Below are 19247 nucleotides of genomic sequence, written 5' to 3'. Positions count from 1 at the left end.
TCTGACACGTCCGTACTGTCTTCCCCATGACCGCAACCACCGGCCGCGCAGGCCGTCGCGAATGGATCGGCCTGGCCGTCCTCCTCCTCCCGACCCTCGTCCTCTCCATGGACATGGGCGTGCTCTTCTTCGCCGTCCCGTTCATCTCCACCACGCTGGCGCCCAGCGGCACCCAGCAGCTGTGGATCATGGACATGTACTCGTTCCTGCTGGCCGGACTGCTCATCACGATGGGTGCGCTCGGCGACCGGATCGGCCGCCGCCGGCTGCTGACGATCGGCGCCGCAGGCTTCATCGGCGCCTCGCTGCTGGCCGCCTGGTCGCACGACGCGAACCAGCTGATCGCGGCCCGCGCCCTGCTCGGCACCGCCGGGGCCACCGTGATGCCCTCGACCCTCGCGCTGATCCGCAACATGTTCCACGACCCCAAGCAGCGGCAGGTCGCCCTCGGCGCCTGGGGCGGCGTGCTCACCGCCGGTGCCACCCTCGGCCCGGTCGCCGGCGGCCTGCTGCTCGACCACTTCTGGTGGGGCTCGGCCTTCCTGCCCGCCGTCCCGGTGATGGCCCTGGTGCTGCTGGCCGCGCCCGCCCTGCTCCCCGAGTACCGCTCCCCCGCCCGCGTCGGCCGCTTCGACCTGCTCGGCGCCGCACTCTCGCTCACCGCGATCCTGCCGCTGGTCTACGGCGTCAAGACCGTCGCCGTCGAGGGCTGGAGCCCGCTGCCCGCGCTCGCCCTCGCGGCCGGTCTGCTGCTCGCCGCCGCCTTCGTGTGGCGCCAGCGCACCGCCGCGAACCCGCTGCTCGACCTCAGCCTGTTCCGGATCCGCACCTTCAGCGGTGCGATCAGCGTCAACACCATCGCGATGTTCGCGATGATGGGCTTCTCCCTCTTCACCTCGCAGTACCTCCAGCTGGTCAAGGGCATGAGCCCGCTGACCGCCTCGCTCTGGTCGCTGGTGCCGAGTGTGGGCGTCGGCGCGGCGGTCGGGATCAGCTCGGCGCTGGCCGGCAAGGTCCGCCCGGCAGTGCTGATGGGCGGCGGCTTCCTGATCGGTGCGGCGGGCTTCGCGATGATGACGCAGGTCGGCGCGCACTCCCCGCTGGCGCTCATCCTCACCGCGGCGGGCGTGCTCGCCGCCGGCACCGTCGGCACCATGACGATGACCGCCGAGATGGTCGTCTCCGCCGCCCCGGTCGAGCAGGCCGGCGCCGCCTCCGCCATCTCCGAGACCGCGGTCGAGCTCGGCAGCTCGCTCGGCATCGCCCTGCTCGGCGCGGCCGGCGCCGCGGTCTACCGCCACCAGCTGGACGGCGCCCTCCCGGCGGGCGTCGGCGGCGAGGCCGCCCGGACCGCCCAGGACACCCTCGGCGGCGCGGCCACCGTCGCCGCCCAGCTGCCCGGCCGGATCGGCGCCGACCTGCTGGAGACCGCCCGGACCGCCTTCACCGACGGCCTGCACGTCGCCGCCGGCGTCGGCGGGGTCCTCGCCCTCGGCGCCGCGCTGCTGGCCTACCGCCTGATGCGCCACCTCCCGGCCGCCGCCCCGGCCGAGGCCACCGAGCCCGAGCCCGCCACGGTCTGACCGACCCCGGCCCGATCCACAGGGCCCGATCCACCCGGCCCGATCCACGCGAGTCATCGAGAGCCCCCGCCCATCCCAGGGCGGGGGCTCTCCGCCGTCTTCAGGCAGCCGTGCGTCGGCCGGACGGCGGCCGGACCGCGGCCGGACCCGGCCTGGCCCCGGAAATCGGCCACGCCCGGGCGAACCGCCGTGCCAGGGTGGGGTCATGGGTGCTGATCGGACGCGGGTGCGCGGCAGTTACGACACGGTGGCGGAGGAGTACCTGGGGCGGATCGGCGGCGAGCTGGCGCACAAGGCGGTCGACCGGGCCCTGCTGGGGGTGGTCGTGGAGGAGGCCGCCGGCGGGGTGGTGGCCGACCTCGGCTGCGGCCCCGGGCACGTGGCGGGCTGGCTCGCCGGGCACGGGGCCGAGGTGGTGGGGGTGGACCTCTCGCCGCGGATGGTCGAACTGGCCCGGCGCGAGCAGCCGGAGGCCACCTTCCGCACCGGCGACCTGCTGGCGCTGCCCGCCGCCGACGGCGAGTTCGCGGCCGCCGTGGCGCTGTACTCGGTGATCCACCTGGAGCCGGACGAGCTGGCGCCGGCCTTCGCCGAGGTACGGCGGGTGCTGCGGCCCGGCGGGGTGCTGCTGGTCTCCTTCCACCTGGGCGACGAGGTGCGGCGGATGGAGGAGTGGTGGGGCCACCGGGTGGACGTCGACTTCCACTTCCTGGCGACCGACACCGTCGCCGGGCACCTCGCCGGGGCCGGGTTCACCGTCGAGGTGCGGATGGAGCGGGCGGGCCTGCCCGAGGAGGCCCCCACCCGCCGCGGCTACCTGCTGGCCCGGCGCGCGGGCTGACCGTCCACCCGCGCCCAGGGCCCCGCGGCCGCCCCCGATTCTCGCGATCCGCTCGAACGGCACCTGGTTTTTGGCCAGCGTTTCCCGGGCGGTGTATCCGTTCGCCGTGAGGGCCAGGCATACTGGCCAGCACGGGCGATAGCGCTCGCCATGACTCCTGACAAGAAGGGACCGGTGGCCAGGGATGCTGCGGAACGGTCTTGAGCCCTGGCACATCTTCGTGGTGCTGGCGGTCGTAATCCTGCTGTTCGGTTCGAAGAAGCTGCCGGAGATGGCCCGTGGCCTGGGCAAGTCGATGCGCATCCTGAAGGCCGAGACGAAGGCCATGCGCGAGGACGAGACCCCGGCGGACGCCGGCACGGCGCAGAGCACCGCCGCTCCCCAGCAGAGCGCGGACCGTCCGGCCGTCACGCCGACCAACGTGACCAAGGCCACCGAGACGGCGCGGCCCGAGACGACCGCCTGAGTCTCCCCCTTTCTCCGGAAAGCCCCTGGTGATCCCACCGGGGGCTTTCCGCTGTTCCGGGGTTCGCTCCACCGGAACCTCCGGCTGGCCGTCCGATCTGATCCGGTATCTCCTGGTACGCACCCACCGGAGGAACGGAGTCGCGGCATGCCGACCGACGAGCCCCGCGACGGACCGGCCGGCGACCGCGCCGTCGGACCGGTCGGCGAACAGGCCGACGGACGTCTCGACGGTCCGGCCGACGAACTGGCCGAGCTGCGGGCCCGGCTGGGTGCCGTCGAGGCCCAGGAGGCGCGGCTCGCCGAACAGTTGGCGGCCGCCCCGCCGGTCCGGCCGCCGCGGCACCGGGTGCGCTCCGCCTTCGCCGTCCTGCTGATCCTGCTGGCCTGCGTGCTGACCCCGCTGAGCGCCCTGGCCCTCTGGGCGAGGTCCGAGATCAGCGACACCGACCGCTACCTCGCCACGATGGCCCCGCTCGCCCGGGACCCGCGGATCAAGGCGGCCGTCAGCGCCCGGGTGACCGACGAGATCATGAAGCGGATCTCCGTCGACTCGCTGCTCGACGGCGTCGCCCCGGACGACCGCCCCAAGCTCGGCGCCCTGCTGAACGGCATCGGCCAGGCCCTGGACAACGGGCTCGCCGGCTTCGTCCGCACCGAGGTCGAGCGGGTGGTGGACAGCGACGCCTTCGTCACCCTCTGGACCGACGTCAACCGGGACGCGCACGCCGCCGTCGAGAAGCTGGTGACCGGGCAGGGAGGCGGCGCGGTCGAGGTCCACGACGACACCGTGGTGCTCGACCTCGCCCCGGTGATCGCCCGGGTGAAATCCTCCCTGGCGGACCGGCTCCCGTTCGTCGAGCACCTCCCGGAGATCCACACCGCGTACCCGCTGGTGCGCTCCGACGCCGTCCCCAAGGTCCGCACCGCACTGCGCGTCCTGGACCTGGCCGGTTTCTGGGTCCCGGTGCTGGCCGGGGCGTGCGCGCTCGGCGGGGTGCTGCTCGCGGTGCGGCGGCGCCGGGCGGTGGTGGCGGCCGCGCTGGGCATGGCGGGCGGGGCGCTGCTGCTGGGCATCGGGCTGAGCGCGTTCCGGGCGCTCTACCTGGACCGGCTCCCCGCCGACCTGGACCAGGCGGCCGCCCAGGCGGTGTACGACACGCTGGTGCGGTACCTGCGCTCGGCCGTCCGGGTCGTGGTCACGCTCGGCCTGCTGGTGGCGCTCGGCGCCTGGATCGGCGGCGGCGGTCGGGGGGCGCGCACCGTCCGGGGCGGCTGGCGCGCCGGGCTGGGCGCGGTCCGGCGGGTGGCCGCCCGGGCCGGGCTGCGGCTCGGGCCGGTCGGCCGGTTCGTCCACCGGTGGAAGGCCGCGCTGGGCTGGACGGCGGTCGCGGGCGCGGCCCTGGCCTTCGTGCTGTGGAGCCACCCGACGGTGCTGGTGACGCTCTGTCTGGCGTTGGCGCTGGTCGGCGTGCTGGCCGTGCTGGAGCTGCTGGACGAGCCCGGGCGGCCGGCCCGGTCCGGCTGAGGGACGGTCCGGCTGAGGGACGGTCCGGCTGAGGGACGGTCCGGCTGAGCGGCGGGGCGGCGGCGCCCGGCTCCGGTCCGGTTCGTCCGGGCGGCGCAGTCCGACGGGCGTCCGGGGCGGGCCCGGCCGAGGCTGGGCGGGATGTCCGAGAATCCGCCGCCGCCCGCCGACCTGAGGGCCTGGTGCTGGCTGCTGGGAGCGTTCGCGCTGCTGATGGTCGCGTACTTCACGCTGCCGCTGGGGTGGTTCGGCGACCGGCGGCCGCTCCTGAGCTGGTCGGCCTTCGTGGGAGCGCTGGTCGCGCTGAGCTGGCTGATGCTGGCCAAGATCGTCGGGGTGCTGCGGGGGACGGCGAAGCGGCCGGTGGTCTGGCTGGTGTTCCTGATCGCCCTGGCGATGACCATCTTCGCCGCGACCTACTACGCGCTGGGCGCCCACAAGCCGGAGTTCGCCGGGCTGGAGACGCGGCTGGACGCGCTGTACTTCACGGTCGTGACGATGGCGACGGTCGGGTACGGGGACATCACCCCGACCGGGCAGGCGGCACGGCTCGTGGTGGTCCTGCAGATCGGGTACAACTTCGTGTTCCTCGCGGCGGCCGCCGGGACGGCCTCCCAGGCGGTCCGCAGCACCGTGGCGCAGCGCGTCCGGCACCGGGACTGAACCCTCGCCCGGCCCCCGGCGTCATCCACAGCCTGTGGACGACGACGCCGTCGGCCAGCGACGGCGGGTGCCGACGGCGGCCGTCGTGGCCCGCGCCGGCGCCTCAGCCGTCGTGTCAGTCGTCCTGGAGGTCGGCGGCGGTGTGCAGGGTGGAGAACAGCGCCGAGAGGCGGGCGTTCCAGTTGGCGTTGGTCAGCGGATCGATGGCGTGCTTCTTCGCCATGTCGCGGACCACCTTCTGGGCCCCCTTGAGGTCCTGCGCGGCGGCGTCCGGATCGCCCCCGTTGAGCTGTGCGGCGGCGGTGTCGAGGATCTTCAGCAGCTCCAGCTGCTTGTCCCGGTCCTTGCCGACCTGGGCCTGGGCCACCGCCTGGCGGAAGGACTGGAGCTGCAGCGCGGCCGGCTGGTTGCGCGGGACGGCCTGGGTCGGCGCGGCGGTGGTCGGGGCGGGCGCCGGGGTGGTGGGGGCGGCGGAGGCGGGGGGCCGGGTGGGCGTCGCGGCCGGGGTGGTGGGCGCGGTGGCCGCGGTGGGCTTCGCGGCGGCGTTGCCGGCCGGCTCGTCGAAGGCGGTCAGGGCCAGGGCGGTGACGCCGGCCAGGCCCGCCACGCCCAGCGCGCCGAGCACCAGCGGCTTGCGGCGGCGGCCGGCGCGGGCCGGGGCGGCCGGGGTGGGGCCGGGGGCCGGTGGGCCGACCGGGACCGGCGCCATCACCGAGGTGGCGGCTGCCGGGAGCTGCGGCGGGAGGAGGGTGGTGTGCTGCTGGTTCGGCGGAACGGACACCGGCGGGAGCAGCTGGGTGGCGGCCCCGGTGGGCGCGCCGGTCGCCGCCATCGCGTTGGGAGCGTTGGTCGCGAGCAGCTCGGCGGTCGGATCGCCGACGACCAGGCCCGGCACGGTGGCCAGCAGTTCGGCCCGGGCGGCGGAGGCGTCGGCCGGGCGGCCGGCCGGGTCCTTGGCGAGCAGGCGCAGCGCCGCCGCGTCCAGCGCGGGCGGCAGGCCGGGACGCCGCGCGGACGGCGGCAGCGGCTGCTCGCTGACGTGCTTGAAGGCGATCGCCACCGGGGTCTCCGCGGTGAACGGGGTCGCGCCGGTGAGCATCTCGGTCAGTACGCAGCCGACCGCGTACAGGTCGGTCCGGCCGTCCAGCGCGGAGGCGGTGGCCTGCTCGGGCGAGAGGTAGGCGGCCGTGCCGAGCACGCTCGCGGTCTGGGTCAGGTTGCTGGAGGAGCCGGCCCTGGCGATGCCGAAGTCGACGACCTTCACCCCGCCGTCGTCGGTGATCATGATGTTTCCGGGCTTGATGTCCCGGTGCACCAGCCCGGCCGCGTGCGCGACCGCCAGCGCCTCGCAGACCGCCGCCGCGATGCCGACCGCGCGTTCCACCGGCAGGTTCGGCTGCTGGGCCAGCACGGCGGCCAGCGAACGGCCGTTGATCAGCTCCATGACGATGAACGGGGTGCCCTGGTCCACGCCCGAGTCGAAGACCATGGCGATCCTCGGGTGCACCAGCATGGCCGCGTGCTGGGCCTCCCGGCTGAAGCGCTCGGCGAAGCGGGGGTCGTCGGCGAGGCCGCCGTTGAGGACCTTCACCGCCACCTGACGACCCAGGACCCGGTCCACGCCGCGCCAGACGGTGGCCATGCCGCCGACGCCGAGCATCTCGACGAGTTCGTAACGCCCGTTCAGCGCCCGTCCGATCACCTGGAGCTCCCCTCACGTGCCGTGCCCGGGGTCCCGGGCCGCCTCGTGCACCCGTGCACGATAGCCGTACGGCCGTGCGCCCCGGCCGGGGGCGGAGGGTGGCGGTCGGGGGACCGGGCAGCGGTCCCCCGGCCGCCGGCGCGGGGGTGCGGCCCGCCCTGACTGCGGGAGGGCGGGCCGCACGTTTCCGGGCCGGCCGGGCCGGCGGCGCTTCCGGGGTGGCGCCTGCCGGTCCGGCCGGGGCCGGCCGGGTGGACGGCCGGCACGGGGGAGCCGACCGGCCACCCGGGGTCTTCGGGTGGTACTGCTGCCGCACCTTCCCGCGATACCGCGGGTGGTGCGGGTACTACCGGTGGTGCGGGTGGTGCTGTTCCGGGTGGGCGGTGAGCCCGGGGGGAGTCGCTCGCCGCCCACCCGGAGTCCTGGGGGTCACCTCACGGATGACTGTTCGTTCCCGGAGCGGTCGGGTTTGCTCGGCCGGACCTCCGGCACGGTGGGCGCCGCGGGCAGGGTCGGCACCGTCGTTCCGGTCTTGCCGGGCCGGGTGCCGCTGCCGCCGATGTCCTCGCCGCCGCCGTTGCCGCCGCCGCTCTTGCCGCCGTCGGTGTTCCCCTTGCCGGACCCGGTGCCGGAAGAGGTGCCGGACGTGGCGCCGGTGTGGGCGGGGTCGCGCGGCTTGGCGGTGGTGCCCTGGTGGTCGTCGTCCGCCTCGCCGATGGCCTCGGCGCAGTAGTCCGCCACCCGGTCCGCGCCCTCGGCCGCCGTCACCAGCGGGCCGTAGAGCGGTTCGGTGACCAGTCGGCCCGGGCGCTCGCCCTTGGCCGTACGGTCGGCGAAGCCGCGGCAGAGGCCGAGCAACGCGGGCGGGACGGTCGAGCGGTCGCCGCGACCCTCGGCCGACGGGGTGCCGGGGGTCGCGGTGCCGGTCGGGGGAGCCGTCCGCGGACCGGTGGAGGCACCGTCGGACGGCCGGGCGGAGCCGGACGCCGGGGCGAACGGGACGCCGGCCGCGGCCGAGCCGTGGCCCGGCGCGCCCGGCGAGGTGCCGATGGCGCCGCCCTGGGCCGCGAGCGGGCGCTCGGGCTCGGAGGGGCCGCCGCCCAGCGACGACAGGTTCCCGGTGCCGGCCGCGACCGCGACCCCGCACAGCGCGGTGGCTCCGAGCACGGCGGCAGCGGCCTTCGTGCTGAAGGCCCTGGCCAGCGCGGCGGTTGCCATCGATCGTCTCCGGATTGGGGTCACTACGGGGTCGGGCGTGAGACTCGCCTCCCGGAACGCGGCCAGGGCGGCCTCCTCCCCGGCCAGTTCGCCGGCCGTCGCGGGAGCGGCGGCCGCGGCGAGCACCCGGGCGAGCTGCCCGGGACCACCGTCCGGTCCGGTGAGCGAGGCGTCCTGCCCGGCCGACGGGGCGGCCACGGCACCGCCGAGCAGCTGCTCGGCGGCATCACGGTCGATCCGACGGGATCGGTTGGTGCTCATCTCATGTCCTTCAGCGTCGCGGCCCGGTGTTCTGTCACACCCTGCGGAGAACTTTTTTTCGCGGGTTTCCCCGCGGGTTGCCCGGAGGCCTTGCCCGCGCTCCCTCCGGCGGCGGTCGGACCGCTCGCAGCCCCGGCCGGTGCGCTGCCCGGTGCACCGCCCGTCGCGCCGTTCCGGGGTCCGCCCGAAGCGTCGGCCGGACGCGCGGCCGGGATCCCGACGCCCGCGGCGAAGGGCTGCTCCAGCAGCTTGGCCAGCCGCCGCAGCCCCCGGTGGGCGGCCATCCGGACGCTGCCGGCCCGCTTGCCCAGCACCTGGGCGGCGCTCTCCGCGTCCAGCTCCATGACCACCCGCAGCAGCACCGCCTCGGCCTGGTCGCGCGGCAGTCTGGAGATCAGTGCCAGCGCGTCGGCGGTGCCGACCGTGGTCAGCGCGGCGCGGGCGGTGTCGTCCCCGGCCGCCAGTTCGACGAGGTACTCGAAGGGCAGGTCCGCGACCGGACGGCGGCGGCGGGACCGCAGGTGGTCCAGCGCCCGGTGGCGGGCGATGGTGGCGGCCCAGCCGCGGAAGCCGTCCCCGTCGCCGGAGAAGCCGCGCAGGTCGCGGGCGATCTGCAACCAGGTCTCCGAGGCGATGTCCTCTGCGTCCTGCATGTCCTCCGGCCGGCCGCCGACCAGCACCCGCAGGTACCGCAGCAGGCCCGGCTGGACGGTCCGGAACAGCAGCCGGAACGCCTCCTCGTCCCCGCCCTGCGCGGCGAGCACCGCCTCGCTCAGATCGGCGGGAGCGGCGGCCGGCCCCGGTGGTGGGCCGGTGGTCGGTACTGGTCCGGACCGGCCGACGTGGCTGCCGGTGCCCGCTCCGGGGCGCTCTGCACTCTGCACCCGCCACATGATGCGCCATTCGGGGGACCAGGTCGGATCCGGCCGAAGGGACCGGCCCACCCGGGGCCAAGGTCCCGCGCATTGCTGTCGTTCGCCCGCAGCCCCGAGCGGCCTGCCCCGCCTACGTTGTCCGTAGACGAATCAGTCGGGGCCGCCGCCGCGCGCCCGGAGACCGGGGCGGCACCGGCCCGCCCGGCCGCCCGACCGCGCACCTCGCCGTCGGCCCCACGCCCCCGCCGACCCCGCCCGCACCACCGAGCCGACCGTGCCGACGTGCCGGGCTGCGCCGCGGCCACCGGCGGGCCACCGAGAACGCGCCCGACCCCACCGGGCGGCACGACCGACGAGGACCAGCGATGACGACCGCCCACGAGCTCCACGCCAGGGGGCTGCGCGAACACCTCGCCCCCGCGCTGCGCGCCCTGGGCCTCACCGGGTGGCGCCGGACCTTCAGCCTGCCGGACGACACCCACTGGGTGCTGGTCGGCCTGGTCGAGCGCCCGGCCGCCGACCGGGTGCCGTTCACCTTCGGCCTCAGCCTGGTCCGCCGCACCGACTGGGCCGTCGCCGGGCTGCCCGGCCACCGGCCCGACCCGCGGGTCCGCCACGACGTCGAGATCTGGCGGGCCCGGATCGGCGAGGTGCTGCCGGTCGGCGAGGACGTCTGGTGGGAGGTGCTGCCCGGGCGGCGCTGGCAGCTCCCGCTGGACGACGCCGTCGCCGCCGTCCGCCACTACGGCCTGCCGGAGCTGCGGCGCCGGGCCGAGTCCGACCGTGCGCCCACCGGCGAGACCTACCTCTCCCCCGCCGAGCTGGCGGACGTCAACGCCGCGCTGCTGACCGCCGCGGTGGCCCGGGTGCAGCGCGCCGAGCTGGCCGACAAGGCGCTGGAGCTGACCGGCGCCTGGACCCGGGGCGACGCCGTCGCCCGGATCGTCCTGGTCGGGGTCGCGGACGGCTTCCTGTCCGCCGGCGACGAGCGCTTCGGCACCGTCCGCTGCCTCGACACCCTGGGACGTGCACTGTGGACCTTCCCCGACGGGGACTAGGGAATTCGCAGGTCGGAGGCGGTGTCACGGTGCGCACCATGACAACTGTCACGCGGATCCCGCAACGGACGGCACTGCTCTGACGGAGGGTCGGACGGAAAGACTGGAGGCACGACGCGGGCAGCAGCCCGCGGCCACCAGCCGGGGAGGAACCCACCGTGAGCCAGACCGTCAGCGCCGCCGCCGTCACCGCCACCGTCGCCGCGCCCGTCACCGCGCCCGTCACCGTTCCCGCGCCGGCCGCCGCCGACGGCGCCGCGCACGCCGAGGCCCCCAACCCGCTGGTCTCCGGCCTCCGCCCGCTCGCCCTCGACGTGGCCGCCCCGCTGGCCGGCTACTACCTGCTGCACTCGGCCTGCGGTCTGAGCGAGTTCGCCGCACTGGCCTGGTCCAGCGCCTTCCCGGCCGCCCGGACCGTCCTCGGCCTGCTGCGCGAGCGCCGGCTCAACCTGTGGGCCGCGCTGATGCTGACCGTCAACCTGGCAGGCCTGGCGCTGACCTTCGTCACCGGCGACGCCCGGATGATGATCGCCAAGGACGGCGGCCTGAGCGGCACCGTGGCCCTCGCGATCCTGGTCTCCGCGCTGATCGGCCGGCCGGTGATGAGCCCGATGCTGATGCCCTTCCTCACCAAGGGCAAGCGGGACCGCGCCGCCGCCTGGGAGCGGCTGGCCGGGGGCCTGGCGGCCGGGTCGCGCTCCTTCCGCCGCCACGAGCGGGTGTTCTCGGGCATCTGGGGCACCGCGCTGCTGACCGAGTGCGCGGCCCGGGTGGTCGGCGCCTTCACCCTGCCGGTGTCGACCATGGCCTGGCTGTCCACCGTGTTCCTGATCGCCGCGATCGTGGCCGGCTCGGTGCTCGGCCACATCGCCGCCGACCCGATGGAGAAGCTGGTCACCGTCGAGGCCGGGGCCCCGACCGCCGCCTGAGCACCGCCCGGCCGCACCGCCCCGCACCACCCCGCACCACCCGCGCACCGCCCCGCACCACCCCGGATGAGCCCGGACGGCATCTGAACGCCCGGTTCCCGGCACTCGAACGGCCAGGAACCATACGGATCTCCCGGGAGTCCTTACATAACGAGGGGGTAACGGGACCCCCGACGAGGAAACGGGGAGCCCCATGAACGGGACCACGGACGCGCCGACCACCACCGAGGACCGCACCCTCGTCTGGGACGGCTGCCTGAACGTCCGCGACCTGGGCGGGCTGCCCACCGCCTCCGGCCGGCTCACCGCCCGCGGCGCGATAGTCCGGGCGGACAACCTGGACCGCCTCACCGCCGAGGGCTGGGACGCCCTCCTCGACCACGGTGTCCGCACCGTGGTCGACCTGCGCGACGTCGAGGAGTACAAGCCGCTCCTCCCGCTCCCCGACGGCATCGACCTGATCCGGGTCCCGCTGGACGAACTCGCCGGCCCGGCCTGGTGGGAGGCCCACGGCCGACTGGACGGCACCCCGCTCGCGCTCCGCCCGTACCTGGACCACTGCCCGCACGCCGCCGCCGCGCTGATCGCCGCGATCGCCGGCGCCCGCCCCGGCGGCGTGGTCGTGCACTGCGGCGCCGGCCGTGACCGCACCGGCCTCGCCGCCCTGCTGCTGGTCGCCCTGGCCGGGGTCGACCGGGCCGCGATCGCCGAGGACTACCTGCTGAGCGGCCCCAACGTCCGCCCGCTGTACGGAATGCTGGGCCTGCCGGACCCGTACCGCCGGATCGACGCGGTGCTCGCCGAGGCCGGGACCACCGCCGAGGCCGCCCTTGCGACCGCGCTCGACGGGCTCGACCCGGCCGGCTACCTGCTCGCGGCGGGCGTCACCCCCGACCTGATCGCCGCCGTCCGCGGCCGGCTGCTGCCCGCCGGGTAGGGCGGCCCTCCCGGCGGGGACGGAACACCCCCTCCGACTCCCCACGACAATCGTCAACCGATGGTTGACGGCCCTCGGGTCGACAACCTACGGTTGACGCATGGAGAATCCCGTTGTTCCCAACACCACTCCGCTGCGCCTCGACGACCTGATCGCCGCGATCAAGAAGGTCCACCCCGACGCGCTCGACCAGCTCTCCGACGCGGTCATTGCCGCCGACCACCTCGGAGACCTCGCCGACCACCTGATCGGCCACTTCGTCGACCAGGCCCGCCGCTCCGGCGCCTCCTGGACCGACATCGGCCGCAGCATGGGCGTCAGCAAGCAGGCCGCCCAGAAGCGCTTCGTCCCCAAGGACCCGGCCACCCCGAACGACCTCGACCCCAGCCAGGGTTTCAGCCGGTTCACCCCGCGCGCCCGGAAGGTCATGGTGGCCTCCCAGGAGGAGGCCCGGAAGGCCGGCAACGCCGAGATCACCACCGAGCACCTGCTGCTCGGCCTGCTCGCCCAGCCCGGGGGCATCGGGGTGAAGGCACTCGCCGCCCAGGGCGTCGCCCCGGAGGCCCTGCGCGCGGCGGCCACCGCCGTACTGCCGGACTCCGTCGACGAGCTGCCCGCGCTGATCCCGTACGACGCCCGGTGCAAGAAGGTGGTGGAGCTGACCTTCCGCGAGGCGCTCAAGCTCGGGCACAACTACGTCGGCACCGAGCACATCCTGCTCGCCCTGCTGGAGCAGGAGAACGGCCAGGGCATCCTCACCGGCCTGAAGGTGGACAAGGCCGAGGCGGAGACCTTCGTCTCGGAGGCCATCGCCGCCATCATCGCCGCCCGGAACGCCGAGTCCGAGCAGCAGGGTTGAGGACCCGACGCCGCGCTCCGGGCGGAACCACCGTCCGGGGCGCGGCACTCGTCGCTGAGGCGCGTCTGACAGGCGCGCCCTAAAAGCCGGAGATGTGGGTGGTGACGATCCGCACCCGGCCGTCCTCGGCCGCCTCCAGCGCCGCCCGCAGCCGGGCCGAACGGGCCGGGCCGAGGAGTTCGAGCGCCTCCTCGACGGGCGCCCAGCGGTGGTCGTCGAGCTCACCGGCCGGGACGGTCACGGGGGTGCCGTCCGGGACGGTGCCGAAGTCGAACATCAGGTGCTCGGCGGGGTGGTCGAGTTCGCCCGAGGGGTGGGTCCAGGAGATGGCCAGCAGCGCACCGGTCTCCCGGACGATGCCGGTCTCCTCCTCCAACTCCCGCTTCGCGCACTCGACCGGGCCCTCACCGAGGTCGATCGTGCCGCCGGGGAACTGCCAGTGCTCGCGGTACCCGGCCTTCACGATCAGGATCCGGCCGGACTCGTCCCGCAGCAGGCCGCCCGCCGCCGCGTAGATCCGGGGCAGCGAGGCCAGCCATTCCTCGCGGGGCTTCAAGGGCTCAGCCGTCATGGTGCTCCTCCTGGGTCGGGTGGGTGCGACGGGCCCACTCTGCCACCGCGATCCACGCCGGACCGATGAGTCGGTGCCGCCGCGACGGTCCAACCCGCATGGAGAGCACCGCGAACACCACCGCGAACACCACCAACGGGGCCACCCCGCGAAGCCTTTCGGGCGCGCCCGTCCTGAGCTGCGACCTGGGCGCACTGACCGCGCCCGACCTGACCGTCGTCGACGCGCTCGCCCGGCTGCGGCTCGCCGCCGCCCGGCACGGGGTGGGCGTGGTCCTGCTGAACGCGAGCGGCCCGCTGCGCGAACTGCTCGCGTTCAGCGGGCTCGCGGCACTGCTGCCGGGCCCACCCGAACCGCCCGAACTCCTCGAACTCGCCGAACTCCCCGAAGTCGCCGAACCTCCACGCCTACTCGGGCTGCCCGGCGTCCAGCCGGGGCGGCAGGCCGAACAGCGGGAAGAGCACATCGGTGTCGAGGAAGTTGGTGAACCCGGTGATCCGGCCCGCTGACACCTCCGGCACGATCAGCGCCCACGGCTCGTGCCCGCCCTCCGGGCTCGGCCGGTACTGGGCGAAGGCCGGCCCGCCGTTGGCCGTCACCGGGAGCAGCCGCGAGCCGCGGCAGCCGTGGCCCGGGCCCAGCATCCAGGCCCGGATCTCCTCCTGCCCCTGCAGCCACATCGAGAACGGCGGCATGTTGAGGGTGACGTCCTCGTGCAGCAGCGCGGCGAGGCCGTCCATGTCGTACGCCTCGAAGGCGCGGACGTAGCGGTCCAGCAGCGCGCGGTGGTCCTCGTCCAGGGCGGGGGCCGGCCGGGCGGCCGACGCGTCCGCGGCCAGCACCGCGCGGGCCCGCTGCAGCGCGCTGTTGACCGAGGCCACCGTGACGCCGAGGAGTTCGGCGGCCTCGGCGGCCTTCCAGCCGAGCACCTCGCGCAGGATCAGCACCGCCCGCTGCCGGGGCGCGAGCCGCTGGAGCACGGCGACGAAGGCGAGTTTCACCGACTCGCGCTGGGCAGCCACCTCGGCCGGGTCCCCCGTCTCGGGCAGCACCCGGCCGTCCGGGGCGGGGCCGATCCACGTGACCTCGGGCAGTTGGGTGCCGTGCGCCGTGGCCACCGTGACCGGACCTGCCAGGTCCATCGGACGGGCCCGGCCGTTGCGGCCGTTCAGCGCGTCCAGGCAGACGTTGGTGGCGATCCGGTACAGCCAGGAGCGCAGCGCGGACCGGCCCTCGAAGCCCCGGTGTCCGCGCCAGGCGCGGACCATCGTCTCCTGCACCGCGTCCTCGGCCTCGAAGACCGAGCCGAGCATCCGGTAGCAGTAGCCGGTGAGTTCGGTCCGGTACCGCTCCAGCTGGAGCTCGACCGGCTCCTCCGTGATCGCGTCGGTCATGGTGCGCCCCCGTCGTTCCGCCGTGCCCTGTCCTGCGTCGTGCTGTCCTGCGCCGTCCTGTCCTGCGCAGGCCTGCACTGTCCCGGCCTGCGCCGGCCCGTCCTGCGCTGCCGGACGGGACGAACCTAGCGCAGGGCACCGACAACCGCCCGCCCGCGGGACGTCACCGCTGCCCGTACACCTGACCGGAGCCGAAGCCGGTGGTCACCAGCTTCCACAGGGTGGGGAACTCCTCGCCCGAGATGCCGGTCGGGTTGAGCCCGACGACCACGGTGCGGGAGAGGTCGCGGGTGGCGAACACCCCGCTGCTGTAGCCGGGGCGGGCGCCGTTCTTGCCCCAGACCTCGGTGCCGTTCGGCAGGACGGTGCGCAGCAGGCCGGCGGTGCTGTAGCAGGCGTGGCCGGCGGTCGGGCCGATCTCGCAGTTCTTGTTGTGGCTGTTCGGCAGGTCCGGGACGGTGAACACCTCGGCCTGCTGGGCGGGCGGCAGCAGCCGGCCGCGGTAGAGCGCGTCGAAGAAGCGCTCCAGGTCGGCGGCGGAGGAGATCATGCCGCCCTCGGCCCACGGGTACGGGCTCTGCTCGGTGACGTCCACCCGGTCGGTGCTGCCGTCGGCGGCGCGGACGTCCACGTAGCCGGAGGCGTGCGGGCCGCGGATGGTCAGGTCGTCGGCGTCCGGGACGTAGGTGGTGTGCAGGCCGAGCGGGCCGGTGATGCGCTTGCGCACCTGGTCGGTGAAGGTGTCGCCGCTGACCTTCTCGATCACCATCGCGGCGACGAAGTAGTTGTTGCCGTTGTACTGCTGGGCGGTGCCGGGCGCGAAGTTCATCGGCTGGGTGAGCATGTCGGCGACGACCTGCTCGGGGCTGAAGTACTGCGTCCGGTGCGCGGCGAACCACGCCGTGCTGCCGTCCCCGGCGGTCATCCCGCCGCCCCCGGGCAGACCGCTGGTGTGATTGAGCAACTGGCGTACGGTGACCGGCGGGTAGCCGGCCGGCAGCAGCCCGGGCAGGTAGTGCTGGACGGTGCCGTCCAGGTCGGCCCGGCCCTCGGCGACGAGCTGGAGCATCACCGTCGACGTGAACACCTTGGAGATGCTGCCGATCCGGAACCGGGCGTTCGCCGGGACGTCCTCGCCCGAGGTGCCGCGCCACCGCGCACCCGGGCCGCCGACCCGGACCAGCGCACCGGTGACGTCGGCGGGCAGGGCGTCGAGCGTCTTCGCGAGCGCCTCCCGGTCCAGCGGCCCGGGCCGGACCGCCGCGCCGGCCGGGGAGGCCGACACGGCCGGGGAAGCGTCGGCGGCCAGGGCCGGGGCCGCGGCACCGACCGTGACGGCGGCGAGCAGCGCACCGGCCGCCACGAGGGTGGACCAACGGCTGGTGCGCGTACGGGTGTTCATGCGACTTCTCTCCAACGACGGATCGGCGACGGCCCGGCGACGGCTCGGACGGGAGAGAGTCTTCGGGAGGACGACCGGCCGCGGCATCCGGGAAGTCCCCCGCGGCGCCCCGGAGAACGCCCCGAGAGCGACCCTGATCATGCGTCAGGGGCGGGCCCCGTCGGTCCGGTGCCCGCCCCCGGCGCGACCGCGCGCAGGACGCGGCTCAGTGGGCGGAGTGCTTCTCCGCGCCGCGGTGCCGGTGGCCCTTGAGCTCGGCGTGCATCGCCGGAGCGGCGGGCGCGGAGGCGGTCGGCGCGTCGCGTCCGCCGTGCCGGAACGCCTCGCCGCCGTACCCGGCGCCGGAGGAGGACGTCGCGCCGGTGCGCACCTTCGGCGCGATCCGGCTGGGCGGGCTCGCCATGCCGCGGCGTTCCAGCAGTTCCTGGGTGCCCTGACGGAGCTGGGCGGTGCTGCCCGGTGTTCGCTTGGTCATCGTCGGCCTCCCTTCGGCGGTCACCGACCGGACGACTGTCGGCCGGAGGGGCCGCACGAACGTTATGTCCGGATTTTATCCGGGTTGGACTCCCCTGCCACCGGGGAGAGCGGGTGCCGGCGTCCACCTCGGCCCGTACCGCCCGCTTCGGCCCGTGACCGTCCGCCCCGGTCCGTGACCGCCCTCAGCCCATGACCTCGTGGACGAAGCACCAGCGCCAGTCCTCCCCCGGCTCGTACGAGCGGATCACCGGGTGCGAGGAGTTGTGGAAGTGCGCGGTCGCGTGCCGCTGCGGCGAGAAGTCGCAGCATCCGACGTGGCCGCAGTCCAGGCAGATCCGCAGGTGCACCCAGTCCCGACGGCCCTGCGCGAGGCAGTCGGCGCAACCGTCGGCGGGCGGGCGGGGCTCGATGTCCTGAGGGGCCAGAGCGAGGTCTTCGCAGGCACTCATGAGTGCAGGCTATGCCGCCCCGGGCCGTCCCGCCCGCTCACGCCGGGCTGCCCGGAGCCCCTCCGGCGGCTCTCCCGGCGGTTCGTTCCGCAGCCCATCCGCAGCCCATCCGCAGCTCGTCCGCGGCTCAGGAGACCCCGGACGCCTCGGACGCCGCCCCCGGGGCCGTCCAACTCGCGAGCAGAGCCAGCTTCTGCGCCGTCGGCGAGCCCACCGGGGCGGTGTAGACGACCAGCAGCTGGTCCGGCGAGCCGTTGACGCCGAGGGTCTCGTAGCCGAAGTCGAGGTCGCCGACCAGCGGGTGCCGGACCAGCTTGACGCCGTGGGTCTTCTCCCGGACGCAGTGGTCCGCCCAGAGCCGGCGGAACTCCTCGCTGCGCACCGACAGTTCGCCCACCAGGGTGCTCAGCGCCGGGTCCTCCGGGTGCAGCCCGGCGTCCCGCCGCAGGTAGGAGACGGTCTCCGCGGCGACGGCGTCCCACTGCCGGTAGTGGTCCCGGGCCGCCGGGTCGAGGAAGGCGTGCCGGGCCTGGTTGGGCGGGCCGTCCGGGCCGCCGGCCCCGCCGCCGGCCGCTGATCCCCCACCCGTACGCGTGGAGAAACCGTTCACCGCGTCGCCCAGCGCGTTCCAGGCCAGGACGTCCATCCGGCGTCCCAGCACGAAGGCCGGCACCCCGGTCATCAGGTCCAGCAGCAGCCGCGTCCCCGGCCGGACCTGCTGCCGAGCCCGGCCCCGGCCGGTGGTCCCGGCGGCCGGGGCCCTGGACGGACGCACCAGCGAGCGCAGGTGCGCCGCCTCCACCGCGTCCAGCCGCAGCACCCGGGCCACCGCGTCCAGCACCGCGTCCGAGGCGCTGCCGCCCCGGCCCTGCTCCAGCCGGACGTAGTAGTCCACGCTGACGCCCGCGAGCTGCGCCACCTCCTCCCGGCGCAGGCCCTGCACCCGGCGGCGGCCGTGCGAGGGCAGGCCCACCTCCTCCGGCAGGATCCGGGCCCGGCGCGAGCGGAGGAAGTCCCCCAGGGTGTTCTCCATGCCCGGCAGGTTAACCGGGGCCGGGCGGACCGAGGGTGGTACTGCCGTTCCCAGGAAAGGCCGTCCCGGGAAAGGCGTTCCCAGGACGGGCGTTCCGGGGAAAAGCACAGCCCTGGGTCGGTCGTCGCGGCCCGCGCAGAGTGGTCGACGTCAGCCCGACCACCCACCGCAACCCGGAGCACCCGATGAGCCTCGCCTCCCTCGCCACCCGCACCGCCGTCGTCACCGGAGCCGCCAGCGGCATGGGCGCCGCCACCGCCCGGGCCCTCGCCGCCCAGGGCACCCGGGTCGCCCTGCTCGCCCGCCGCACCGAGCGGCTGGACGCGCTCGCCGCCGAGATCGCCGCCGCGGGCGGCCGGGCGCTCGCCGTCACCACCGACATCACCGACCAGGCCTCCGTGGACGCCGCCGCCGAGGCCGTCCACGACGCGTACGGGCCGGTCGACCTGGTGGTCAACAACGCCGGGGTGATGTTCCCCAACCCGCTCGCCGACGGCCGGATCGACCAGTGGACCCGCATGGTCGACACCAACCTCACCGGCGCCCTGCGGATCGTCCGCGCCTTCACCGCCGACCTCACCGCGGCCGCCGCCGAGGGCCGCACCGCCGACCTGGTCAACGTCTCCTCGATCGCCTCGCACGTGGTCTTCCCCGACTACGCCGTGTACGGCGCCACCAAGGCCGCGCTCACCCAGCTGTCCGCCGCCCTGCGCAGCGAGCTCGGCCCGCGCGACGTCCGGGTCAGCGCGATCGAGCCCGGCCTGACCGGCACCGAGCTCAGCGGGCACGTCGACAACCCGGTGCTCCGCGAGCAGCTCGGCGACATGTTCGCCGCCATCCCGGCCCTCACCGCCGAGGACGTCGCCGACCTCGTCGCCTACACCGTCAGCCGCCCCCGGCACGTCAACCTGCGCCACCTGGTCATCCTGCCGACCCGGCAGGCGTAGGGCCCGGGGGCGCTGAGGCCCGGCGTCCCGGCTCCGCGTCCGGGGGCGGCATGGG

Annotated in this window: 20 protein-coding genes; 11 read left to right on the top strand and 9 right to left on the bottom strand. The window is 75.3% G+C overall.

Annotated features, from left to right (window positions below):
- Positions 1–26 precede the first annotated feature (26 nt).
- The 5 genes from ACYP53_RS10365 (at position 27) to ACYP53_RS10345 (ending at position 5080) form a co-directional block, all read left to right on the top strand.
- Positions 27–1583: an MFS transporter gene (locus tag ACYP53_RS10365; RefSeq protein ID WP_189912962.1), complete on the top strand. Its 1557-nt coding sequence runs from the start codon at positions 27–29 to the stop codon at positions 1581–1583.
- A 205-nt stretch (positions 1584–1788) separates the two neighbouring features.
- Complete coding sequence (locus tag ACYP53_RS10360; protein WP_459647236.1) at positions 1789–2424, top strand: class I SAM-dependent methyltransferase; 636 nt, start codon at positions 1789–1791, stop codon at positions 2422–2424.
- A gap of 184 nt (positions 2425–2608) precedes the next feature.
- Positions 2609–2890, top strand: a complete 282-nt coding sequence (gene tatA / locus ACYP53_RS10355) for a Sec-independent protein translocase subunit TatA (RefSeq protein ID WP_189912964.1) — start codon at positions 2609–2611, stop codon at positions 2888–2890.
- A gap of 147 nt (positions 2891–3037) precedes the next feature.
- The gene (locus tag ACYP53_RS10350) at positions 3038–4417 is read left to right on the top strand and encodes a hypothetical protein (protein ID WP_459647235.1); all 1380 of its coding nucleotides are present in this window, start codon (positions 3038–3040) and stop codon (positions 4415–4417) included.
- Positions 4418–4558: 141 nt separating this feature from the next.
- On the top strand, positions 4559–5080 hold the full coding sequence (locus ACYP53_RS10345; RefSeq protein ID WP_189912965.1) for a potassium channel family protein: 522 nt from the start codon (positions 4559–4561) through the stop codon (positions 5078–5080).
- 115 nt (positions 5081–5195) lie between these two features.
- Here the strand turns inward: ACYP53_RS10345 and ACYP53_RS10340 are convergent, their stop codons facing one another.
- From ACYP53_RS10340 to ACYP53_RS10330, 3 genes are all read right to left on the bottom strand, one after another.
- Positions 5196–6782, bottom strand: a complete 1587-nt coding sequence (locus ACYP53_RS10340) for a protein kinase domain-containing protein (protein ID WP_459647234.1) — start codon at positions 6780–6782, stop codon at positions 5196–5198.
- Between the two features lie 429 nt (positions 6783–7211).
- Entirely contained in the window at positions 7212–8261 is a 1050-nt protein-coding gene (locus tag ACYP53_RS10335) for a hypothetical protein (RefSeq protein ID WP_459647233.1), read from the bottom strand.
- A complete protein-coding gene (locus tag ACYP53_RS10330; protein ID WP_373313657.1) occupies positions 8258–9145 on the bottom strand; it encodes an RNA polymerase sigma factor in 888 nt (295 codons plus the stop codon). The genes ACYP53_RS10335 and ACYP53_RS10330 overlap by 4 nt, the downstream gene beginning before the upstream one ends.
- A 356-nt stretch (positions 9146–9501) precedes the next feature.
- Between ACYP53_RS10330 and ACYP53_RS10325 the strand changes: the two genes are divergently transcribed.
- The 4 genes from ACYP53_RS10325 (at position 9502) to ACYP53_RS10310 (ending at position 12919) form a co-directional block, all read left to right on the top strand.
- The gene (locus ACYP53_RS10325) at positions 9502–10194 is read left to right on the top strand and encodes a hypothetical protein (RefSeq protein ID WP_459647232.1); all 693 of its coding nucleotides are present in this window, start codon (positions 9502–9504) and stop codon (positions 10192–10194) included.
- A gap of 158 nt (positions 10195–10352) precedes the next feature.
- Positions 10353–11123 (top strand): VC0807 family protein, encoded by a 771-nt coding sequence (locus tag ACYP53_RS10320; RefSeq protein WP_459647231.1) that lies wholly within the window; start codon positions 10353–10355, stop codon positions 11121–11123.
- A 193-nt stretch (positions 11124–11316) separates the two neighbouring features.
- On the top strand, positions 11317–12060 hold the full coding sequence (locus ACYP53_RS10315; protein ID WP_459647230.1) for a tyrosine-protein phosphatase: 744 nt from the start codon (positions 11317–11319) through the stop codon (positions 12058–12060).
- A gap of 100 nt (positions 12061–12160) precedes the next feature.
- Positions 12161–12919: a Clp protease N-terminal domain-containing protein gene (locus ACYP53_RS10310; RefSeq protein ID WP_459647229.1), complete on the top strand. Its 759-nt coding sequence runs from the start codon at positions 12161–12163 to the stop codon at positions 12917–12919.
- Between the two features lie 79 nt (positions 12920–12998).
- On the opposite strand, the gene ACYP53_RS10305 is transcribed toward ACYP53_RS10310, so the two are convergent.
- Complete coding sequence (locus ACYP53_RS10305; protein ID WP_459647228.1) at positions 12999–13490, bottom strand: NUDIX domain-containing protein; 492 nt, start codon at positions 13488–13490, stop codon at positions 12999–13001.
- Positions 13491–13588: 98 nt separating this feature from the next.
- On the opposite strand from ACYP53_RS10305, the gene ACYP53_RS10300 reads away from it, so the two are divergent.
- The gene (locus tag ACYP53_RS10300; protein ID WP_459647227.1) at positions 13589–13999 is read left to right on the top strand and encodes a hypothetical protein; all 411 of its coding nucleotides are present in this window, start codon (positions 13589–13591) and stop codon (positions 13997–13999) included.
- Here the strand turns inward: ACYP53_RS10300 and ACYP53_RS10295 are convergent.
- The 5 genes from ACYP53_RS10295 to ACYP53_RS10275 all read right to left on the bottom strand — a co-directional run bounded on the left by ACYP53_RS10295 (position 13898) and on the right by ACYP53_RS10275 (position 18245).
- The gene (locus tag ACYP53_RS10295) at positions 13898–14884 is read right to left on the bottom strand and encodes a sigma-70 family RNA polymerase sigma factor (RefSeq protein WP_459647226.1); all 987 of its coding nucleotides are present in this window, start codon (positions 14882–14884) and stop codon (positions 13898–13900) included. The genes ACYP53_RS10300 and ACYP53_RS10295 overlap by 102 nt on opposite strands.
- 163 nt (positions 14885–15047) lie before the next feature.
- Complete coding sequence (locus ACYP53_RS10290; RefSeq protein ID WP_459647225.1) at positions 15048–16286, bottom strand: serine hydrolase domain-containing protein; 1239 nt, start codon at positions 16284–16286, stop codon at positions 15048–15050.
- 205 nt (positions 16287–16491) lie between these two features.
- On the bottom strand, positions 16492–16761 hold the full coding sequence (locus ACYP53_RS10285; protein WP_189912976.1) for a hypothetical protein: 270 nt from the start codon (positions 16759–16761) through the stop codon (positions 16492–16494).
- 184 nt (positions 16762–16945) lie between these two features.
- Positions 16946–17212, bottom strand: coding sequence for a UBP-type zinc finger domain-containing protein (locus tag ACYP53_RS10280; RefSeq protein WP_189912977.1), 267 nt, complete (start codon positions 17210–17212; stop codon positions 16946–16948).
- Between the two features lie 127 nt (positions 17213–17339).
- Complete coding sequence (locus ACYP53_RS10275; RefSeq protein WP_459647224.1) at positions 17340–18245, bottom strand: helix-turn-helix transcriptional regulator; 906 nt, start codon at positions 18243–18245, stop codon at positions 17340–17342.
- 185 nt (positions 18246–18430) lie between these two features.
- On the opposite strand from ACYP53_RS10275, the gene ACYP53_RS10270 reads away from it, so the two are divergent.
- Positions 18431–19192, top strand: a complete 762-nt coding sequence (locus tag ACYP53_RS10270) for an SDR family oxidoreductase (protein ID WP_189912979.1) — start codon at positions 18431–18433, stop codon at positions 19190–19192.
- Positions 19193–19247 lie beyond the last annotated feature (55 nt).

It is taken from the genome of Kitasatospora sp. Ki12, assembly GCF_054601375.1.
This window is presented reverse-complemented; position numbering and strand designations above follow the sequence as displayed.